The organism is Streptomyces sp. SDT5-1 (assembly GCF_052245995.1).
Lineage (GTDB): Bacteria > Actinomycetota > Actinomycetes > Streptomycetales > Streptomycetaceae > Streptomyces.
The window spans coordinates 1,657,590-1,677,890 of the sequence record NZ_CM125963.1 but is presented as its reverse complement, the minus strand read 5'-3'; the positions used below and the strand labels follow the sequence as shown (position 1 = coordinate 1,677,890).

Sequence of the window (20,301 nt, the reverse complement as noted above, 5' to 3'; positions counted from 1 at the left end):
ACGAACCGGGGTGATCGCGAGTCCGGGAACGGTGAACGACAAGGAGCACAGCATGCGCGCAGTGGTCGTCGGGAGTGGGATCGCCGGGGCGGCAGCCGGGTACGAGCTCGCCAGGGGTGGGGTCGACGTGACCCTCGTGGACTCACGGAGGCAGGGGCGTGCCACGTCCGCGGGGGCCGGGATCGTCTGCCCGTGGTCGTCGCGGGTCGACGACCCGGACTGGTACCGGTTCGCGGTCGCGGGCGCCGAGTACTACGAGGGTCTGCGCGCGGCGCTCGCCGCCGACGGGGAGACCGACCTCGGGTACCGCAGGGTCGGCTCGCTGCGGCTCACCACCGAGGACGACGCCGAGGCCGTGCTGCGGCGCGTCACCGAACGGGCGGCCGGGTCCCCGCTCGCCGGCGACGTGGAGCTGGTCGACGCCCGGCGGGCCCGCGCGCTCTTCCCGCCGCTCGGGCACGAGGGGCCCGCCGTGCACATCCCCGGCGCGGCCCGCCTCGACGGGCGGCTGGTGCGGGACGCGATGTGCGGGGCGGCGGCGCGGCACGGCGCCCGCCTCGTCGAGGGCACGGCCTCGCTCGAGGCGGACGACGGCGGCGTGCGCGGCGTGCGGGTCGACGGTGAGCTCATCGGCGCGGACGCGGTGGTCGTGGCGGCCGGCGCCTGGGCGCCCGAACTGCTCGACCCGGTCGGCGTGCACGTACGGGTCGAGCCGCAGCGCGGGCAGATCATGCACGTGCGGCTGCCCGGCACGGACACCGCGGACTGGCCGGTCGTCCTGCCGATGTCCCGGCACTACCTGCTCGCCTTCGACGACTCCCGGGTCGTCGTCGGCGCCACCCGCGAGGACGGCAGCGGCTTCGACCACCGGGTCACCGCCGCCGGGATGAAGGAGGTGCTCGACGAGGCGCTGGCCGTCGCCCCCGGCCTCGCCGACGCCACCCACGTCGAGACCCGCATCGGCTTCCGCCCGGTCGGCCCCGACATCCGCCCGCTGCTCGGCACGGTCCCGAAGGCGCCGGGGCTCGTCGTCGTCAACGGCCTCGGCGCCTCCGGCCTCACCATGGGCCCGTACGCGGGCTCCGTCGCGGCCCGCCTGGCGCGCGGCGCGGACCCGGGCCTCGACCTGGCGGCGTACGACCCGGTGCGTTGAATGCCGGTGCGGGGGCGGGGGCGGGGGCGTGGTCGCGAGTCCGGTGTCGGGTCCCTTGGTCCCCGGCGCGAGCACCGTGGCGCCTCCGGGGCCTGGCGGCGTACGACCCGGTGCGTTGAACGCCGGTGCGGGGGCGGGGGTGTGATCGTGAGTCAGGTGGCGGGCTCCTCGGCTCCCGTCGCGAGCACCGTCGCGCGGAACGACGTGACGATCGGGCGCAGGTCGACCCGGTGCCACGTCGCCCAGAGGCGAACAGACCGGCGGAACCAGGGGAGTTCGCGCACCGCGATCCCCGCCGTGCGGCCCGGCAGCATGCTCCGCTGCACGAACGCCAGGCCGAGTCCCGACGCCACCAGGCCCACCGCGGTGAGCGGTTCGGGCGCCTCGAAGCGGATGTCGGGGGTGAACCCGGCGGCCGCGCACGCCGCGACGAAGTCGTCCCGCCACACGTGGTCCTGCCCGTCCTCCACGGCGATCCACGGCAGCCCGTCGAGATCGCCGGGGGGCACCTCGTCGGCCTCCGCCAGCGGATGGGAGGCCGGGACGGCGAGCAGCAGCGGGTCCTCCAGGAGGAGCGTGCTGTCCAGGTCCGGGTCGTCCGCGGGCGGCGCCTCCGGGACGAGCGCGATGTCCAGGCTGCGCTGGCGCAGGCCCTCGAACTGCTCGTGCGCGGTCATGTCGTACAGGGCGACATGGATGCCGGGGCGTTCCTCGTTCAGCGAGCGCAGCGCCTTCGGCAGCAGCCCGGTGTGCATGGCGTCGCCGACGTAGCCGACGCACAGGCCGCCCTCCTCGCCCCGGCCGAGACGGCGGCCCAGGTTCTCGAGGCGGGCGGCGTGCCGCAGCAGCGCCGTCGCCTCGGTGAGGAAGACGCGCCCGTCGGAGGTGAGCCGGATGCGCTGCTGGCTGCGCTCGAACAGGGTCAGGCCCAGGTTCTTCTCCAGCTGCGCGATCTGCCGGCTCAGCGGGGACTGCGAGATGTGCAGCCGCTCGGCCGCCCGGCCGACGTGCTCCTCCTCGGCCACGGCCACGAAATAGCGAAGTTGTCGCAGGTCAAGCATGTTGGACCTCGGGGGACTCAAGTGTGTCCGAGCAAGTCTTGGACAGTCTTACCCGTCGATCCTAACCTCGGAGGAGCAAGAGGCGCGGAACAGGAGAAACCCCAAGAAAACTCCCGAACGCCGCGTACGCACCAAGGCAAGGAACGATCTTCATGGGCCTCAAGCCCTTCCTCCCCGGCAAGCTCGGCTTCGGCACCGCACCCCTCGGCAACATGTTCCGCGCGATCCCCGACGACGAGGCCCGCGCCACCGTCGAGGCGGCCTGGGACCACGGCATCCGCTACTTCGACACCGCCCCCTTCTACGGCGCGGGGCTCGCCGAGGAGCGCCTCGGCGAGGTGCTGTCCATCAAGCCCCGCGACTCCTACGTCCTGTCCACCAAGGTGGGCCGCGTCATCCTCGACGAGCACGAGACGGACGTCCCCGACTTCGGCGAGAAGGGCGGCCTGTTCGAGCACGGCAACCCGAACAAGATCCTGCACGAGTGGACGGCCGACGCCACCGAGCGCTCCATCGAGCAGAGCCTCGAGCGCCTCGGCACCGACCGCCTCGACATCGTGTGGGTCCACGACATCGCCCAGGACTTCCACGGCGACGACTGGATCCAGAAGTTCGAGGAGGCCCGCACCGGCGCCTTCCGTGTCCTGTCCCGGCTGCGCGACGAGGGCGTCATCAAGGCCTGGGGCCTCGGCGTCAACAAGACCGAGCCCATCGAGCTGACCCTCGCCCTCGACGAGCCGAAGCCCGACGGCTTCCTGCTCGCCGGCCGCTACACCCTCCTCGACCACGAGCACGCCCTGACCCGGCTGCTCCCGATGGCCCAGGAGCAGGGCGTCGACATGGTCGCCGGCGGCCCCTACAGCTCCGGCATCCTCGCCGGCGGCACCCACTTCGAGTACCAGGAGGCCCCGCAGGAGATCGTCGACCGCGTCGGCCGCCTGAAGGCCCTGACCGAGAAGCACGGCATCGGCATCAAGTCCGCCGCCCTCCAGTTCTCCCTCGCCCACCCGGCCTCCGCCGCCGTCATCCCCGGCGCCACTCGCCCCAGCCGCATCGCCGAGGACACCGCCGCCCTCGCCGAGGAGATCCCCGCCGCGTTCTGGACCGACCTGCGCGCCGAGGGCCTCGTCAGCCCGGCCGCCCCGCTCCCGAACAACGCCTGAAACCCAGCCAGTTGAAAGCGAGGCCTCTCATGGCTTCCACCACCACCTCCCTCGACATCCCGCGGAGCCCCGACCACGTCTGGCGGCTCATCGGCGGCTTCGGCTCCCTGCCCGACTGGCTCCCGTACATCCCGCAGAGCGAGCTCGGCGAGGGCGGCCGCGTACGCCGCCTGACCAACCAGGACGGCGGCGTCATCGTCGAGCGCCTCGTCGCGTTCGACGACGCCGAGCGGCGCTACAGCTACGCCATCGAGCAGGCACCGTTCCCCGTCACCGACTATCTCTCCACCCTCACCGTGCACGCCGTCCCCGGCAGCCCCGACGCCTCCCGCGTCGAGTGGTCGGGCTCGTTCACCCCGGCCGGGGTCGGCGACGCCGAGGTCGAGGAGCTGTTCCACGGCATCTACGCCGACGGACTCGCCGCGCTCCTGACGACCGTTCAGGGCTGACGCGCGCCGACGCCGGGTGCCGGAGGCGGAATGCCTCCGGCACCCGGCGATCCGTATCCTTGCCTCGACCCGACCCGGAGGTAAGGACCCATGGCGCGGCGGCCGACCGTCACCAGCGTGCAGATCGCCCGCGAGGCCGGAGTCGCGCAGTCGACCGTCTCCCGCGTCCTGAACGGCGGCAGCGTCGCCCCCGAGACCCGCCGCCGCGTCCTCGACGTCGTCGCCAAGTACGACTTCCAGCCCAGCCAGGCCGCCCGCAGCCTCGTCGGCTCCCGCTCGGGCCTGATCGGCGTGGTCATCCGCGATCTGACGAACCCGTTCTACCCGGTCATGGTCAAGGCGATGGAGCGCGTCCTGCACGAGCGCGGCCTGCGCCTGACGCTGGTCACCGACGTGATGACCGCGGAGGAGGGGCTCGCGCAACTGCGCCGCGACGGCGTCGACGGCGTCGTGTTCACCTCGGCGCTGCACGACGAACCCCTCGCGCACCGGATGGCCGACCACGGCATCCCCGTCGTGCTCGTCCACCGCACCCTCGAAGGCTTCCCCGCCGACCAGGTCGAGGCCGACAACGCGACGGCGGGCGAGCTCGCGGCGGCCCACCTCCTGGAACTCGGCCACCGGCGCATCGCCATGGTGCGCGGCCTCGCCGGTTCCAGCACGGCCCAGCAGCGCGGGCGCGGATTTCGCGACCGGGTGGCGGCCGTCGAAGGCGTCACCCTCACCGAACTCGACGGCGACTACGACTACGACGTCGCGTACGAGGCGGTGCGGACCCTGCTCGCCTCGCCCGAGCGGCCGACGGCGCTCTACTGCCACAACGACGTGATGGCGTACGCCGCGCTCAACGCCGCCGCCGCGGCGGGCGTCGCCGTGCCCGGCGAGCTGAGCGTGGTCGGCTGCGACGACGTGCCGCTGTCCGCGTGGGAGCGGATCGATCTGACGACCGTGCGCCAGCCGCTGGAGCGGATCGCGCGGGTCGGCGTGGAGCTGCTGCTCGGCCGCCTGGACGACCCCGAGCTGCCGCACCGGCACGAGGTGCTGCCGGTGGAGTTCGTCGGCCGCTCCACCACCGGCCCCGCGTAAATCTCCTCACCCACCCCTCTTGACCGTCCCACGGTCCGTCTCCCATTCTGTGGATACGTATCCAATGGATACGTATCCATCACGAGTGAGGAGCTGGGCGTGTCCCGCACCATCAAGGCCGCCGCCACCCCGTCCACCGCCCCGTCCGGCAACGACACCGTCGGGCAGGCCGTCCGCGAGCTGATCGCCGACGTGCGCACCCGCGGCGACGCCGCCGTCCGCGAGCTCTCCGCGCGCTTCGACCGCTGGGAGCCGGAGTCCTTCCGCCTGGACGAGGGTCGGATCGCCGAGATCATCGGCACTCTCGACCCGCAGGTCGTCGAGGACATCAAGACGGTCCAGGCCAACGTCCGCCGGTTCGCCGAGGCCCAGCGCGACTCGATGTCCGAGATCGAGATCGAGACCGCGCCCGGCGTCTTCCTCGGCCACCGCCATGTACCGGTCCAGTCCGTCGGCGCCTACATCCCCGGCGGGCGCTATCCGCTGACCGCCTCCGCGCACATGACGATCGTGACCGCGAAGGCCGCGGGCGTGCCGCGCGTCGTCGCCTGCACCCCGCCGATCCGCGGCGAGATCCCCGCCGCGACCATCGCCGCCATGCACTTCGCGGGCGCCGACGAGATCTACGTCCTCGGGGGCGTGCAGGCCGTCGCCGCGATGGCCGTCGGCACCGAGACCATCGGCAAGGTCGACATGCTGGCGGGGCCCGGCAACGCGTACGTGGCCGAGGCCAAGCGCCAGCTGTTCGGCGAGGTCGGCATCGACCTGTTCGCCGGGCCGACGGAGATCCTGGTCGTCGCGGACGAGCACGCCGACCCGTTCGTCGCCGCCGTCGACCTCCTCTCGCAGGCCGAGCACGGCCCCGACTCGCCGGCCGCCCTCATCACCACGAGCGAGCGCGTCGCCGAAGAGGTGCAGCGCCACATCGAGGAGATCCTGCCCGGCATGCAGACCGGCGACATCGCGGGCCCCGCCTGGCGCGACCACGGGCAGATCGTCCTGGTCGACGACCTCGACGAGGCGTACCGCGTCGCCGACGAGTTCGCGTACGAGCACGTGCAGATCCTCACCGAGAACCCCCGCGAGGCCCTGGACAGGATGCGGGCCTACGGCGCCCTGTTCCTCGGCGAGGGCACCTGCGTCTCCTACGGCGACAAGGTCATCGGCACCAACCACGTGCTGCCCACCCGCGGCGCCGCCCGCTACACCGGCGGCCTCTGGGTCGGCATGTACCTGCGCACCGTCACGTACCAGGAGGTGCGCGAGGAGAAGTCCTCCGCCGAACTCGGCGAGCTGTGCGGCCGCGCCGCCCGCGTCGAGCTGTTCGAGGGCCACGCCCGCTCGGGTGACGTCCGCGCCGCCAAGTACGCCGGCGCGCAGCTGCCGTGGACCGACCACTACGCGTCCGACCGCGCCTGACACCCGGCGACCGCACCCCCGCTCACCCCGATCAACGGAGATCCCCATGCCCACCGCCGCCACCCCGACACCGGAGCAGCTACGGCGCCGGTCGTTGCAGTCCGGCACCATCGGCGCGATCGTCGAGTGGTACGAGTACACGATCTACGGGACCGCCGCGGCGCTGGTCTTCGGGCAGCTGTTCTTCCCGAACCTGTCGCCCGGCATCGGCCAGATCGTCTCGCTCGCCTCGTTCGGCGTGGGGTTCCTCGCCCGTCCGATCGGCGCGTTCGTCGCCGGGCACCTCGGGGACCGGATCGGCCGCAAGTCGACGCTGATCCTCACGTTCTCGGTCATGACGGTGGCCACGGCGGCGATCGGCCTCGTTCCGACGTACGAGCAGATCGGCGTCGCGGCGCCGCTGCTGCTGTGCGTGCTGCGGCTCGCGCAGGGCTTCGCCGTCGGCGGTGAATGGGGCGGCGCGGCGATCGTGGCCGTGGAGAACGCGCCGCGCGAGCGCCGCGGTTACTTCGGCGCGTGGCCGCAGATCGGGGTCTCGGCGGGACTGCTGCTCGGCACGGCAGCGGTGTCGCTCGCCTCGTGGCTGTCCGGCGACGCCTTCGACGAGTGGGGCTGGCGGCTGCCGTTCCTGCTCAGCGTGGTCCTCGCCGGGGTCGGCTTCTTCATCCGGCTGCGGGCCACGGAGAGCCCGGCGTTCCTCGCCGAGAAGGAGAAGATGGACGCCGAGCTGGAACGCCGCAAGGCGCCCGCGGCCGTCGTCTTCCGCGACCACCGCAAGGCCCTGCTCATCACGGTCTTCGGCCGCTTCGCCGAGGCGGGCAACTACTACCTGTTCACGACGTTCATCCTGTCCTACGTCACCAGCACGCTCGGCGCGCCGAAGAGCTACGGCCTGACGGCGTCGATGATCGGCGCCGTGGTCAACATCGTGATGATCCCCGTGTTCGGCGCCGTCTCCGACCGCATCGGCCGCGTCCGCACCTTCCTCGTCGGCGGCGCCCTGATCGTCCTCACCACCTGGCCGGTCTTCGCCCTCGTGCACACCGGCCGCCTCTGGGCGATCGTCGCGGGCGTCGTTCTCTTCCTCGCCCTCGGCCACGCCATGGTCTACGCGCCGCTGCCCGCCCTGTACTGCGAGCTGTTCCCCACGGCGGTCCGCTACTCCGGCATCTCCATCGGCTACCAGATGGCCTCCATCCTCCTCGCGAGCTTCACGCCCGCGCTGGCCGGAGCGATGGTGCTGTGGGCGGACGGCAGCCTGTGGATGGTGATCGCCTTCGCGATCGTCACGACCCTGGTCGCGATGGCGGCCATCGCGTTCGCCCCCGATCTGCGGGGGCGGGAGCTCTCGGAGATCGGGGGCGAGGGGGAGCGTACGGAGGCGGCCCAGGCCGTGGCCGCGCGCTGATCCCCTCAGGCGGAGGGGAAGTGCGGCAGCACCGTCTCCGACAGTTCGGTCAGGACCTCGTCGATCGGGCGGTCGCTCGGGCGGAGGTTCAACGAGACGTGGGCGACGCCCAGTTCGCCCATGGCCCTCAGATGGTCCACCAGCGCCTCGCGACCGGTGCTGAGGCCGAGCCGGATCGCGGCCGCGGGAGCGGCCGGGTCCGGCAGCAGGTCCAGCATCATCGGCGTGAGATACGGCTTCGGGGCCCCGCCCGTGAGTCGGTGCCACTCCTGCGTCTTGAGGCGCAACGCCCCCAGCGGGCGGGGGTAGTTGAGGGACGCGTCGGCGTTCCGGGAGATCCACTCCGCCGACTGCCGGGCGCTCCCGGCGACGGCGATCGGAATGGACGGGCCGGTCGGCTTGGGCAGCACGTCCAGGCGGCGGCCGGCGTCGAGACCGAGTCCGGGCAGGCTCATGCCCTCCTCGCCCGTCCGCCCGGCCCAGGCCTCCCGCAGGAGCTCCACGCCCTCGCGGAACGTCGTGCCCCGCGCCTCGAAGTCCGCGCCGAACAGCGGGTACTCGACGGGCCTGTCCCCGCTGGCGAGGCCGAGCACGAACCGGCCGCCGGACAGTGCGTCGACCGTGGCCGCCGCCTTCGCGACCAGCAGCGGCTGCCGCAGCGGAAGGACGACGGCCGCGGTCCCGAGCACCGCCCGTTCCGTGACGGCCGCAAGATGTCCCAGGTGCGTGAACGTCTCGAACACCGAACCGGCGTCGCCGAAGTGCTCGGGGTCGTACAGGGGCACGTCCCGCACCCAGAGCGCCGCGAAGCCCAAGGTGTCGGCGAGCCGGGCGAGTTCGGCGTGCCGGCTCAGGTCGGGGACGCCGAAGGGGCGCCCCGCCGCCCGGTCGGCCCGCAGCCGGGTGCGGCCCCAGTCGTGGTCGAGGGGGAGTTCGAGCCCGAGGGTGGGCAGCCCGCCCGTGGGGTTCACGAGCCGGTCGAGGGCGGTGGGGGCGGTCGTCGGGGCAGCGGACATCACAGGTGACGCTTTCGAGGAGCGGTTTCGGTCGGCCGGATCAGTTGAGCTCGTCCGGGTGCGGGCCCGTGCGCAGGTCGCGGTCGAGGCCGGCGATCGCGGCCATCTCCTCGTCCGTGAGCGTGAAGTCGAAGACGTCGAGGTTCTCGCGGATGCGGGCGGGCGTCACGGACTTGGGGATCACGACGTTGCCGAGCTGGAGGTGCCAGCGCAGCACGACCTGGGCGGGGGACTTGCCGTGCCGCGCGGCGATGGTGGTGATCGCCTCGTCGCCGAGGACGGCACCCTGCGCGAGCGGGCTCCACGCCTCGGTGGCGATGCCGCGGTCGGCGTGCACGGCGCGCAGCTCGCTCTGCTGGAGGCCCGGGTGCAGCTCGACCTGGTTGACGGCGGGGACGAGGTCCGCGCCGGCGATGAGGCGCTCGAGGTGGTCAGGCTGGAAGTTGGAGACGCCCGCGGCGCGGATCCGGCCGTCGGCGACGAGCTTCTCGATGGCCTTCCAGGACTCGCGGTACAGGTCGCGCTGCGGCGTCGGCCAGTGGATCAGGTACAGGTCGACGTGGTCCAGGCCGAGCTTCTGCAGCGAGGCGTCGAAGGCGGCGAGCGTGGCGTCGTACCCCTGGTCGGCGTTCCACAGCTTCGTCGTGATGAAGAGGTCCTCGCGGGGGATCCCGGACTCGGCGACGGCGCGGCCGACGCCGGTCTCGTTCCCGTAGATCGCGGCGGTGTCGATGGAGCGGTAACCGGCCTCGAGGGCGGCGGCGACCGCGGCGGTGGTCTCGTCGTCCGGCACCTGGAAGACGCCGAAGCCGAGCTGCGGAATCTCCACGCCGTTGTTGAGGGTGACGGTGGGAAGGGTGGACGGTGCCATGATGCGGGCGGCCTTTCCGGTGGTGCGGTGGCTTACGTCGTACGACGGTAATTGCAGACGCGGGATAAATGCAAACGCATGTATCGGTGGAGTGCGGTAACCGCCGTGTGCAACCATTGGCCGCATGAGAGCGATCACCCTGAACGGATACGGCGGCCCCGAAACCCTGCAGCTCAGCGAGGTGCCCGACCCGAAGGTGGCGCCCGGCGAGGTGCTGATCCGGGTCGAGGCCGCCGGGGTCAACCCGGTCGACTGGAAGCTCGCGGCGGGCGGCCTCGACGCGCTCATGGAGACGCACTTCCCGCTGATCCCCGGCTGGGACGTCGCCGGGGTCGTCGAGCGCGTCGGCTTCGACGTCGAGGAGTACGCGCCCGGCGACGAGGTCTTCGGCTACATCCGCAAGGACGCCGTCCAACTCGGCGCCTACGCCGAACGCGTCTGCGCGCACGTACGGATGCTGGCCCGCAAGCCCGCCGCGCTCAGCTGGGAGCAGGCCGCGGGCGTGCCGCTCGCCGGGCTCACCGCGTACCAGGCCGCGAAGCGGGTCGGCGTCGGCGCGGGCGACACCGTTCTCGTGCACGCGGCCGCGGGCGGCGTCGGCTCCTTCGGCGTTCAGATCGCCGTGGCCCTCGGCGCCCGCGTGATCGGCACGGCGAGCGAGCACAACCACGCCTTCGTACGGGAACTGGGCGCCGAACCCGTCGCCTACGGGCCCGGACTCGCCGACCGCGTACGGGAGTTGGTGCCCGGCGTCGACGCGGCCCTCGACTTCGTCGGTGGCGCCGAGGCCGTCGACGCCTCGCTGGACCTGCTCGGCGGGCCCGAACGCCTCGCGTCCATCGTCGAGGCCGATGTCGCCGAGAAGGGCGGCCACTACGTGTGGGTGCGCCCGGACACGGCCGACCTCACGGCGCTCGCCGAGCTTGCCGACGCGGGGAGGCTGACCGTGCCGATCGACCGCGTGCTTCCGCTCGCGGAGGCGGCGGAGGCGTGGCGGCTCAACGCGGAGGGGCACACGCGCGGCAAGATCGTGCTTTCCGTGTAACCGGGGGCTTTGTCCCGCGCTTCGTGCCAGGGTGGGGCGCATGACCTTCGAAGTGCGCCCCGCCTCGGTGTTCGAGGACGTCCGAGCCGTGCTCGGCCCGAAGTCGCCCACGGCCAACGTGTGTTGGTGCCTGAGCTACCGGATCCCGTCCAAGCTCAACGACGAACTCCGCGGGCCCGCGCGCGGCGCCTACGTCAGTGAGCTGTGCGCCGCAGGCACGCCGCCGGGCGTCCTCGCCTACGACGGCGACGAGCCGGTCGGCTGGGCCGCCGTCGCGCCGCGCTCCGACACCTCGTTCGCCCGCAGCCGCACCATCCCGCACGTCGACGACCTGCCGGTGTGGTCCCTGTGGTGTGTCCGCAGCCGTCCAGGCCACCGCAAGCAGGGCGTCTCGCACGCCCTCATCGCCGGGGCCGTCGACTTCGCCCGCGCGCACGGAGCGCCGGCCGTCGAGGCGTACCCGCTCGACAACGGCGACGCCCGCGTGGACACCACCATGGCGTACGCCGGCCTCCGCAAGAACTTCGAACGCGCAGGCTTCACGCACGCCGCCGACACCACATCGGTCCTCGCGGGCCACCCCCGCGTCCTGATGCGGCTCGACCTGCGCGACTAGGAGCGCGGGTCCTCCGGGACGAGGTCCGTGTACGGGGCGAGCTCCGCGCGCTTCGGGGCGCGGCCGTCTCCCGAGGAGCGGCCCGTCAGCCGGCGGCCGATCCACGGCACCAGGTGCTGCTTGGCGAAGCGGGCGTCGGCGACGCGGCGGGCCGCCCAGTTCGGCGGGGTGGCGGGCGGCAGCGCGGCCCGCCAGTCGGACTCCGGCTCGTAGCCGAGCGACTGCCAGACCGCCTCGGCGACCCGGCGGTGCCCCTCCGCCGTCAGGTGCAGCCGGTCCACGTCCCACATCCGCTGGTCGGCGAGGGCCGGCGCCCCGTACAGGTCGACGACGAGGGCGCCGTGCTTCTCGGCCAGCTCGTCGACGCAGGCGAACAGCTCCTCCATGCGCGGCCGGAACCGCTCGAGCACCGGGCCGTTCCGCCCCGGGCTGCGCATCAGCACGAGCTGCCCGCAGGACGGGGCCAGCGTCTCCACGGCCCGCGTCAGCAGATCGCGGACGCGGACCATGTCGCACTTGGGGCGCAGGGTGTCGTTGAGGCCGCCGACCAGCGTCACGACGTCGGCCTTCATGGCGGCGGCGACATCGATCTGCTCGTCGACGATCTGGCCGATGAGCTTGCCCCGTACGGCGAGGTTCGCGTACCGGAAGTCCGGGGTGCGCGCGGCCATCCGGGCGGCGAGCAGGTCGGCCCAGCCGCGGTAGGAACCGTCGGGGAGCAGGTCCGACATGCCCTCGGTGAAGGAGTCGCCGAGCGCGACGAGGCTGGTGTGGTGAGGGTTCGTGTGCATGGCTGCCCAGATCGTATCCCGAGGCAACGAACCCGTGTGCGCCGCAGGTCTGTGCAGCCGCCCCTGGCAGCGGTATGCCAGGAGCGGGCACCACGAACGGGGGAGTACGACATGTGGACCATCGGATTCTGGAAGGCCACCGCCGAGCGCGCCGTCCGCACCTTCGCGCAGGCGCTCGCCGCCGTGCTCGTCGCGGGCGCGACCAACCTGCTCGACGTCGACTGGGCGGCGGCCCTCGGCACCGCGGGCCTCGCGGCGCTGCTCGCCGTCCTCACGGCGGTGGGCACGGCGGGCGTCGGGCCGCACGGGCCCGGCGTCCTCGAAGCACCCACTCCGGACGCCGAGCCGTCGACGGGACCGCCCGCCGCCCGGAGCTGACGGCTCCGCCGGGCTGACCGCTCAGACGGGCTGGCCGAACAGCTCCCGCAGCACGTCCTCCATGGTCACGAGGCCCGCGAGGCGGCCGTCCGCGCCGAGCACCGCCGCCACGTGCGTACGGCTGCCGCGCATCGCGGTCAGCACGTCGTCCAGCGGCGTCGTCTCGCGCACCCGCGCGATGGACCGCATGTCCGGCACCCGGAACGGCAGATCGCGCGGCGTCGCGTCGAGGGCGTCCTTGACGTGCAGATAGCCGACGATCCTGCGGCCCTCGTCGACCACGGGGAAGCGCGAGAAACCGGACTCGGCCGACAGCCGCTCCAGGCCCTCGGGCGTCACGCCCACGCGCGCGTAGACGACCTTCTCGATCGGCAGGACGACGTCCTTGATCGGGCGCCGCCCCAGTTCGAGGGCGTCGTGCAGGCGCTCCTGCGCGCGGTCGTCGATCAGGCCCGCGTCGGAGGAGTCCTTGACCATGCGGGCCAGCTCGTCGTCCGAGAACGTTGCCGCGACCTCGTCCTTCGCCTCCACGCGCAGCAGCTTCAGGAGCCCGTTCGCGAAGGCGTTGATCGCGAAGATCACCGGGCGCAGGGCGCGCGCGATGGCGACCAGCGGCGGGCCGAGCAGCAGCGCCGAGCGCACCGGCTCGGCGAGCGCGATGTTCTTGGGCACCATCTCGCCGAGCAGCATGTGCAGATACGTCGCCACGGTCAGCGCGATCACGAACGAGATCGGGTGGACCAGGCCGTGCGGCACCCCCACCGCGTCGAACGCGGGCTCGAGGAGGTGTGCGATGGCCGGCTCGGCCACGATGCCGAGCACCAGCGTGCACAGCGTGATGCCGAGCTGCGCGGCGGCCAGCAGCGCCGACACGTGTTCGAGGCCCCAGAGGACGCTGCGTGCCCGCCGGTCGCCCTCCTCGGCGTGCGGCTCGATCTGGCTGCGGCGCACCGAGATCAGCGCGAACTCGCCGCCGACGAAGAAGGCGTTGACGAGCAGTGTCGCCAGGCCGATCAGCAACTGGACCGCGGTCATCGGGCCGCCCCCTTCTTCTCGTCGGCGGCCGGCCTGTCGGCCTTCGCCTCGTCCGCCCTGCGGCGCTCCTCGGTGTCCAGGATCAGCGGCGCGTGCAGCAGCACGCGCGCCGCGCGGTGCCCGTGCGCGTCCACGACGTCGAGCCGCCACCCGGCGACCTCGACGCTGTCGCCGATGTCCGGGATCCGGCCCAGCTCGGTCGCGACGAGCCCGGCGAGCGTCTCGTACGGTCCGTCCGGCGCCCGCAGTCCGACCCGCGCGAGCTGGTCGGTGCGGGCCGCGCCGTCCGCGGAGTACAGCGAACGGCCCTCGGGGTCGGTGCCCGCGGCGGCGATGTCGGGGGTCTCGTGCGGGTCGTGCTCGTCGCGGACCTCGCCGACGACCTCCTCGACGATGTCCTCGAGCGTGGCGACACCGGCCGTGCCGCCGTACTCGTCGATGACCACGGCCATCGTGCGCTTGCCCGAGAGCCGGTCGAGGAGCCGGTCCACGGTCAGCGTCTCCGGCACGAGCAGCGGCTCGCGCAGCAGATCGGCGACGCCCTTGCGGGCCCGCTGCTCGTCGGGGACGGCCAGCACGTCCTTGATGTGCACGACGCCGACGACGGAGTCCAGGCTGTTGCGGTACACGGGGAAGCGGGACAGGCCGGTGGCCCGCGTCGCGTTCGCCACGTCCTCGCAGGTGGCCTGGATGTCGAGGGCCATGACCTGGACGCGAGGCGTCATCACGTTCTCCGCGGTCAGGTCGGCGAGGTTCAGGGTGCGCACGAACAGCTCGGCCGTGTCCGGCTCCAGCGCGCCCTCCTTCGCGGAGTGCCGGGCCAGCGCCATCAGCTCCTGCGGGCCGCGCGCGGACGCCAGCTCCTCGGTCGGCTCGATGCCGAAGCGGCGCACGAGTCGGTTCGCCGTGTTGTTCAGGTGCGTGATGAACGGGCGGAACGCGGCGCTGAACCAGCGCTGCGGCGTTGCCACCCGCTTCGCCACCGCCAGCGGCGAGGAGATCGCCCAGTTCTTCGGCACCAGCTCGCCGACGACCATCAGGAACACCGTCGACAGCGCGGTGCCGAGGACCAGGGCGACCGAGGTGGACGCCGCCTCCGACAGGCCGATCGACTCCAGCGGCCCCGCCAGGAGCTTGGAGATCGACGGCTCGGCGAGCATGCCGACGACCAGGTTGGTCACGGTGATGCCGAGCTGGGCGCCGGAGAGCTGGAAGGTGAGGTTCTTGACGGCCTTCAGGGCGCCGGCCGCGCCGCGCTCCCCGCGGTCGACGGCCTCCTCCAGGTCCGCGCGCTCGACGGTCGTGAGCGAGAACTCCGCCGCGACGAAGGCGCCGCAGGCGAGCGACAGCAGGACCGCGACGGCGAGCAGCAGCACTTCGGTCATCGGGACGTCACCTCCGTCCCATGGTCGGCCAGGGCCGGGACGGATGCGCGCTCAACGGGGCCGCGCGGAGGCTGACAGCGGGGACTGGGGGGCTCGCCCATGGGCGGACGCTCACACCTTTCGCAGAGTTCGAATGACCCATCCATGGTAAAGGACCGGCAAAGCGTGTTTTCCGGGCTGTGGAAACCGTCAGCCCTGGTCGTCGCCGAGCGGCTTGACCCAGCGCGACCACTGCGGCTGCGGCGCGTACCCCGCCGCCTTCCACGCATGGTGCGCCCGCTCGTTCCTGTCCAGGACCATCGCGTCCCCGCGCCGCCCGCCGAGCGCCACGAACCGCTCCTCGGCCGCGGCGAGCAGCGCGGACCCGATGCCCTGCCGCCGCGCGTCGGGGTGCACGGCGAGCCGGTACAGATGGCAGCGCCAGCCGTCGAACCCGGCGATGACGGTGCCCACCAGCTCTCCGTCGCGCTCGGCCAGCAGCAGCGCCTGCGGGTCCCGCGCGACGAGCCGCTCCACCCCGGCACGGTCGTCGCTGATGCTGGTGCCCTCCGCGGCCTCCTTCCAGAACGCGAGCACGGCGTCGAGATCGTCGGGTCCTGCGGCACGCATACGAAGATCACTCATGGCCCGATCCCACCACCGCGGCCCGGCGCGCGCCGCGGATTCCACATGGCGGACGCTCAGCGGTCCCGCAGCCCCGCGATCACCTCCCCGAACGCCTCCATCGACGGCTCCAGGACCGTGATGTACGAGAACCCGAACCGCTCGCGCCGCTCCAGGAGCTGCTCGGTGATCTCGTCGACGGTGCCGACCAGGAGGAGCGGCGAGTCGAGGACCTGCTGCTCGGTCATCGAGGGCAGGCGTTCGAGCAGTGGCTGGACGGCGGCCCGGCGGTCCTCCGTGATCGCCACCAGCTGGACGAGCAGATTCAGCTCGGCCGGCTCGTCCCGAGCACCGGCGAACTTCCGGTACGTGGCGACGCGCTCCTCCAGCTCGTCCCCGGACAGCGGTTCGAGCCCGCCCGCGTTCCGCGCGTTCGCCCGTGCCCCGGTGAACGCCGCGATGTCGGCGCGCTCCGCCGTCAGCCGCAGCATCCGGTCGCCGTTGCCCCCGATCAGGAGCGGCGGCCGGGGCCCCTGGTCGGGCGCGGAAAGCAGCCGGTCGAGCTCCGCGACGGTGCGCTCGAGGTGGTCGACGCGGCTGCCCGGCGTGCCCCACTCCAGACCGGCCTGCTCGAACTCCTCACGCACGTACCCGGTGCCCAGGCCGAGCTCCAGACGGCCGCCCGTGAGCGCGACCGTCGTGGTGACCTCGCGGGCGAGCAGCACCGGATTCCAGAACGCGCAGTTCAGGACGAACGTGCCCACCCTCGGCCCGCTCGTCGCCTCGGCCGCCGCCACGAGCGAGGGGAACGGCGACGGCGCGCCCAGATGGTCGGGCACCAGGATCACGTCGTAGCCGAGCTCCTCGGCCCTGCGGCACTTGGCGCGCCACGCGTCGTCGGGGGCGGGGGAGACGAGGTTGACACCGAAGCGGAACGGCCGCGCTGTTTCCGAACCCATGAACTCTCCTGAACTCTCCTCGATACGTGGACAGTTGCCGATGTCCGACCCTACGGCCACACCGGTCTCCGCACGACCGCACCAGCCTGCGACTCACGGCCGCACCGGCTACTCGTGCGCGATCGCCGCCAGCACGTTCATCCGCGAGGCCCGCAGCGCCGGCAGCAGCGCTGCCGCGAGACCCACGACCACGGAGCCGACCACCACCGCGACGATCGTCGACCACGGGATCGCCAGCGCCTTCATGCCCTCGAGCGCCAGCACCCGCTGCGCGACCACGCCCCACACCAGTCCGAGCGCGAGGCCGAGCACCGCGCCGAACACGGCGATCACCACCGACTCCAGGCGGATCATCCGCCGCAACTGGCGCCGCGCCAGACCTATCGCCCGCAACAGGCCTATCTCCCGCGTGCGCTCCACCACCGACAGCGCCAGCGTGTTCACCACGCCGAGCACCGCGATCACGATGGCGAGCCCGAGCAGCGCGTACACCAGATACAGGAGCACGGCTATCTGCCCGTGGATCAGGTCCTTGTAGTCGGCGAGATCGCGCACCTGCACCTGCGGATAGGGATCGAGCGTCTTCTCCAGTCGGGCCCGCAGCGTGTCCGGCGACGTACCGGCCGCGGCGTTCACGTACACCGCCGAGTCCTGGCCGCCCGGCGCGTACCGCACCAGGGTCGCCATGCCCATCGCGAAGCCGCCCGTCATGCCGAAGTCGTTCGCCTCCTGGTCGGTCAGGGCGCCCACGGTCAGCTCGGCGCGCCGACCGCCGGGGAACTCCACGGGCAGCACGCTGCCGACCCGCGCCCGGTGCTCGTCCGCGAACTCCTTCTGGAGCAGGACGCGTCCGGGCGCCAGCCCCGCCGCGCTGCCGCCCCGCGCGTACGTCACGTGCGCGACGTCGTCGACACGCGGGTCCCAGCCGGCGGCCGTCGTCTTCACCCGCTTCCCGTCCGGCATCCGCACGGCGAGCGCGGTGAACCGCTGCCGCACGGCCAGGCCGACCCCGTCCGTCGCCCGTATCTTCCGCGTGACTTCCTGCGGGAACGGCACGAAGTTGGCGTTCTGCACCGTGAAGTCGGCACCCAGCGTCTTGTCGATCTGCTGGTCGAACGATCTGCTCATGGAGGCGCTCGCCACCGACATCCCCGCCACCAGGGCGAGCCCCACCATCAGCGCGGCGGCGGTGGCTCCGGTGCGGCGCGGGTTGCGCAGCGCGTTGCGCTGGCTCATCCGGCCGACCGAACCGAACACGGCGGGGAACGCGCCGCCGAGCACCCGGATCACGGGACGGACGAGCAGCGGCCCCGCGACGACCGTCGCGATCAGTGTGAGCACGATGCCGAGCCCGAGCAGCGAGGCAGCGGGACCGGTCTCGTCCGCCACCCAGCACCCGATGAGGGCCGCGGCGCCGGACGCCCCGATGACCGCCCCCACCAGGGCCCGCACCCGCAACGGCCGCCCCACACCCGCGATCTCGGCGTCCGCGAGCGCGGCCATCGGCGACACCCGCGCCGCACGCCGCGACGGCAGATACGCCGCCACGAACGTCACTCCGACGCCGACCACGAACGACGCCACCGGCGTGCCCCAACCCACCACCATCTCCGTGGACTTGAGGTTCATCCCGAAGACGGCCATCAGCTTGATCAGCCCGAACGCGAGCCCCACGCCGAGCGCGAGCCCGGTCGCCGAACCCACGAGCCCGAGCAGCACGGCCTCCGTGAGCACCGAGCGCCGCACCTGCCTGCGGTCCGCGCCGAGCGCCCGCAGCAGCCCCAGCTCCCTGGTCCGCTGCGCGATCAGCATCGAGAACGTGTTGACGATCAGGAACACCCCGACCAGCACGGCGATCCCCGCGAACCCGAGCATCACGTACTTGATGACATCGAGGAACCCGCCCAGGTCCTCGGCCGCCGACTTCGCGTCCTCGTCGGCCGTCTTCAGGTCGTACGCCGTGCCCAGCTCCTGGCCTATGCGCCGCTTGAGGGTCGCGTCGGCGACGCCGGGCGCCGCGTCCACCGCGATGCTCGTGGCCCTGCCGGTGCCGCCGAGCAGTTTCCGCTGCGCGGTCCTGGTGTCCAGGAAGACGAGGGCCGCGCCCGGGTTCGTCGTGCGGAACGTGGCGATGCCGACGACCTCGACCTTGAACGAGCCGGGCTTCGCCAGCACCGTCAGCGGGTCCCCGACGCGAACGTGCTTCTTGTCGGCCGTGTCCGCGTCGAGCAGTGCCTGCCGGGGTCCGCGCGGGGCGTGCCCCGAGGTCAGGCGCACCGGGCTGCGGTCCGTCGGCTCCCAGTTCGTGGCGATCGTGGGCGCGCCCGTGGTCGGACCCACCGACTTGTTGTGCCGGTCGACCACCGTGATGTTCTCGACGCCGGCATCTATGTGCGTGGCCGCCACCCCGTCGACCCGGTCGATCCGCGCGGCCAGCGACGCGGGCACCGTACGCACCGCGCCCGACGGCACCGACTCGTCGAAGTCGTCCTCCTTCGGCCCCACCCGGACGTCCGCCGACGTCGAGGCGAAGAGCCGGTCGAAGGTGCGGGACACGGTGTCCGAGAAGATCAGGCTGCCCGCGACGAACGCCACCGACAGGACGACGGCGAGCGCGGACAGGACCAGGCGTCCCTTGTGCGCGAGAAAGCTCCGTAGCGTCGCCTTCAGCATGGCTACGTCCTCGGTCCCGGCTTCTCGGTGACGGCCTGGCGCACCACGTCGAACCGCTTCATGCGCTCCAGGACCGCCTCCGCCGTCGGCTCCCGCATCTCGTCCACGAGCCGGCCGTCGCCGAGGAAGAGCACCAGGTCGGCGTGGGCGGCGGCGCCCGGGTCGTGGGTCACCATCACCACCGTCTGCCCCAGCTCGTCCACGGACTGCCGCAGGAAGCCGAGCACCTCGAGACCGGCGCGCGAGTCCAGGTTCCCCGTCGGCTCGTCCGCGAAGATCAGCTCCGGGCGTGCGGCGAGCGCCCGTGCGCAGGCCACGCGCTGCTGCTGGCCGCCGGACAGCTGGGCGGGCCGGTGCTCGAGGCGGTCCCGCAGGCCCAGTGTGTCGATGACCTGCTCCAGCCACTTGCGGTCGGGGGGCTTGCCCGCGATGTCCATCGGCAGCGTGATGTTCTCCGCCGCGTTCAGCGTCGGGATCAGGTTGAAGGACTGGAACATGAACCCGATGCGGTCCCGCCGCAGCCGGGTCAGCTCCCGCTCCTTCAGGCCCGTGATCTCCGTGTCCCCCAGCCACACCTGTCCCGCGGAGACCGTGTCGAGCCCCGCCAGGCAGTGCATCAACGTGGACTTTCCCGAGCCCGAAGGGCCCATCACCGCCGTGAACCGGCCGCGCGCGATGTCCACGTCCACCGCGTCCAGGGCGAGCACCTGCGTCTCGCCCGCTCCGTACGCCTTCGTCAGGCTCCTGGCCCGCGCGGCGACAGCATCGTCCACCACACCCGTTCCCCCCACCCCAACTCCCTTACGTCGTAAGCCAGTTGGACGTCGAGCCGTGAGGCCCGACATCGGATTTCCGAGAATAGCCGCTGGGTCTGACAATGCCCGGAGCTTGCCGGTGCTAGCATCCCGGCGCTAGCGTGGCGGCATGGCCAAGACGCAGCTGAACGTCCGGGTGGAGGAGGGCACCGCCCGCGCCGCCCGTGAGCGTGCCCTCGCCCGCGGGGTGAGCGTGAACCGGTACATCGAGGAACTGGTGCAGCGGGACGCCGGCGAGCAGGGCAAGACGTTCGTCGACGCCGCCGCGGACTTCATGAAGCAGTACGAATCGGTGTTCGCCGAGGAATTCGGCGCGGAGAACGAAGGTCGGCGCCGTCCCGTTGAGTGAACCGCCGCAGCCGCCGCATCTCTCGG

Annotated in this window: 20 protein-coding genes; 10 read left to right on the top strand and 10 right to left on the bottom strand. The window is 72.6% G+C overall.

Annotated elements, in window-relative coordinates:
- Positions 1-52 precede the first annotated feature (52 nt).
- On the top strand, positions 53-1,153 hold the full coding sequence (locus ACTWJ8_RS07905) for an NAD(P)/FAD-dependent oxidoreductase (protein WP_443263431.1): 1,101 nt from the start codon (positions 53-55) through the stop codon (positions 1,151-1,153).
- 152 nt (positions 1,154-1,305) lie between these two features.
- Here the strand turns inward: ACTWJ8_RS07905 and ACTWJ8_RS07900 are convergent, their stop codons facing one another.
- Positions 1,306-2,214 (bottom strand): LysR substrate-binding domain-containing protein, encoded by a 909-nt coding sequence (locus tag ACTWJ8_RS07900; RefSeq protein ID WP_443263430.1) that lies wholly within the window; start codon positions 2,212-2,214, stop codon positions 1,306-1,308.
- A gap of 152 nt (positions 2,215-2,366) precedes the next feature.
- Here ACTWJ8_RS07900 and ACTWJ8_RS07895 point away from each other — a divergent pair, with 152 nt between their 5' ends.
- The 5 genes from ACTWJ8_RS07895 to ACTWJ8_RS07875 all read left to right on the top strand — a co-directional run bounded on the left by ACTWJ8_RS07895 (position 2,367) and on the right by ACTWJ8_RS07875 (position 7,739).
- On the top strand, positions 2,367-3,377 hold the full coding sequence (locus tag ACTWJ8_RS07895; RefSeq protein WP_443263429.1) for an aldo/keto reductase: 1,011 nt from the start codon (positions 2,367-2,369) through the stop codon (positions 3,375-3,377).
- Positions 3,378-3,406: 29 nt separating this feature from the next.
- The gene (locus ACTWJ8_RS07890; protein WP_443263428.1) at positions 3,407-3,826 is read left to right on the top strand and encodes an SRPBCC family protein; all 420 of its coding nucleotides are present in this window, start codon (positions 3,407-3,409) and stop codon (positions 3,824-3,826) included.
- Positions 3,827-3,916: 90 nt separating this feature from the next.
- Positions 3,917-4,912: a LacI family DNA-binding transcriptional regulator gene (locus tag ACTWJ8_RS07885; RefSeq protein ID WP_356383105.1), complete on the top strand. Its 996-nt coding sequence runs from the start codon at positions 3,917-3,919 to the stop codon at positions 4,910-4,912.
- A gap of 99 nt (positions 4,913-5,011) precedes the next feature.
- Positions 5,012-6,331: a histidinol dehydrogenase gene (gene hisD, locus ACTWJ8_RS07880; RefSeq protein WP_443263427.1), complete on the top strand. Its 1,320-nt coding sequence runs from the start codon at positions 5,012-5,014 to the stop codon at positions 6,329-6,331.
- Between the two features lie 46 nt (positions 6,332-6,377).
- Complete coding sequence (locus ACTWJ8_RS07875; protein ID WP_443263426.1) at positions 6,378-7,739, top strand: MFS transporter; 1,362 nt, start codon at positions 6,378-6,380, stop codon at positions 7,737-7,739.
- A gap of 5 nt (positions 7,740-7,744) precedes the next feature.
- On the opposite strand, the gene ACTWJ8_RS07870 is transcribed toward ACTWJ8_RS07875, so the two are convergent.
- Entirely contained in the window at positions 7,745-8,755 is a 1,011-nt protein-coding gene (locus tag ACTWJ8_RS07870) for a TIGR03571 family LLM class oxidoreductase (RefSeq protein WP_443263425.1), read from the bottom strand.
- 40 nt (positions 8,756-8,795) lie between these two features.
- Positions 8,796-9,626 carry an aldo/keto reductase gene (locus tag ACTWJ8_RS07865; RefSeq protein WP_443263423.1) on the bottom strand — a complete coding sequence of 277 codons (831 nt, stop codon included), beginning with the start codon at positions 9,624-9,626 and terminating at the stop codon, positions 8,796-8,798.
- A 124-nt stretch (positions 9,627-9,750) separates the two neighbouring features.
- On the opposite strand from ACTWJ8_RS07865, the gene ACTWJ8_RS07860 reads away from it, so the two are divergent.
- Both ACTWJ8_RS07860 and ACTWJ8_RS07855 read left to right on the top strand, forming a co-directional pair.
- Positions 9,751-10,671 carry an NADP-dependent oxidoreductase gene (locus ACTWJ8_RS07860; protein ID WP_443263422.1) on the top strand — a complete coding sequence of 307 codons (921 nt, stop codon included), beginning with the start codon at positions 9,751-9,753 and terminating at the stop codon, positions 10,669-10,671.
- Positions 10,672-10,711: 40 nt separating this feature from the next.
- Complete coding sequence (locus ACTWJ8_RS07855; RefSeq protein ID WP_443263421.1) at positions 10,712-11,287, top strand: GNAT family N-acetyltransferase; 576 nt, start codon at positions 10,712-10,714, stop codon at positions 11,285-11,287.
- On the opposite strand, the gene ACTWJ8_RS07850 is transcribed toward ACTWJ8_RS07855, so the two are convergent.
- Positions 11,284-12,078 carry an SGNH/GDSL hydrolase family protein gene (locus ACTWJ8_RS07850; protein WP_443263420.1) on the bottom strand — a complete coding sequence of 265 codons (795 nt, stop codon included), beginning with the start codon at positions 12,076-12,078 and terminating at the stop codon, positions 11,284-11,286. The genes ACTWJ8_RS07855 and ACTWJ8_RS07850 overlap by 4 nt on opposite strands.
- A gap of 111 nt (positions 12,079-12,189) precedes the next feature.
- Here ACTWJ8_RS07850 and ACTWJ8_RS07845 point away from each other — a divergent pair, with 111 nt between their 5' ends.
- Positions 12,190-12,456 carry a holin gene (locus tag ACTWJ8_RS07845; RefSeq protein WP_356383125.1) on the top strand — a complete coding sequence of 89 codons (267 nt, stop codon included), beginning with the start codon at positions 12,190-12,192 and terminating at the stop codon, positions 12,454-12,456.
- 21 nt (positions 12,457-12,477) lie between these two features.
- Here ACTWJ8_RS07845 and ACTWJ8_RS07840 read toward each other — a convergent pair whose 3' ends face one another.
- The 6 genes from ACTWJ8_RS07840 to ACTWJ8_RS07815 form a co-directional block, all read right to left on the bottom strand.
- Positions 12,478-13,491, bottom strand: coding sequence for a hemolysin family protein (locus tag ACTWJ8_RS07840; RefSeq protein ID WP_356383127.1), 1,014 nt, complete (start codon positions 13,489-13,491; stop codon positions 12,478-12,480).
- Entirely contained in the window at positions 13,488-14,876 is a 1,389-nt protein-coding gene (locus ACTWJ8_RS07835) for a hemolysin family protein (RefSeq protein WP_356383130.1), read from the bottom strand. Before ACTWJ8_RS07835 ends, ACTWJ8_RS07840 begins: the two co-directional genes overlap by 4 nt.
- 189 nt (positions 14,877-15,065) lie before the next feature.
- Positions 15,066-15,500 (bottom strand): GNAT family N-acetyltransferase, encoded by a 435-nt coding sequence (locus ACTWJ8_RS07830; protein WP_356383133.1) that lies wholly within the window; start codon positions 15,498-15,500, stop codon positions 15,066-15,068.
- A gap of 56 nt (positions 15,501-15,556) precedes the next feature.
- Positions 15,557-16,438 carry an LLM class F420-dependent oxidoreductase gene (locus ACTWJ8_RS07825; protein ID WP_443263419.1) on the bottom strand — a complete coding sequence of 294 codons (882 nt, stop codon included), beginning with the start codon at positions 16,436-16,438 and terminating at the stop codon, positions 15,557-15,559.
- 108 nt (positions 16,439-16,546) lie between these two features.
- Positions 16,547-19,111, bottom strand: coding sequence for an ABC transporter permease (locus tag ACTWJ8_RS07820; RefSeq protein WP_443263418.1), 2,565 nt, complete (start codon positions 19,109-19,111; stop codon positions 16,547-16,549).
- A 2-nt stretch (positions 19,112-19,113) separates the two neighbouring features.
- Positions 19,114-19,902, bottom strand: a complete 789-nt coding sequence (locus tag ACTWJ8_RS07815; RefSeq protein ID WP_356383138.1) for an ABC transporter ATP-binding protein — start codon at positions 19,900-19,902, stop codon at positions 19,114-19,116.
- A gap of 133 nt (positions 19,903-20,035) precedes the next feature.
- Here ACTWJ8_RS07815 and ACTWJ8_RS07810 point away from each other — a divergent pair, with 133 nt between their 5' ends.
- A complete protein-coding gene (locus ACTWJ8_RS07810) occupies positions 20,036-20,275 on the top strand; it encodes a toxin-antitoxin system HicB family antitoxin (RefSeq protein ID WP_356383141.1) in 240 nt (79 codons plus the stop codon).
- Positions 20,276-20,301 lie beyond the last annotated feature (26 nt).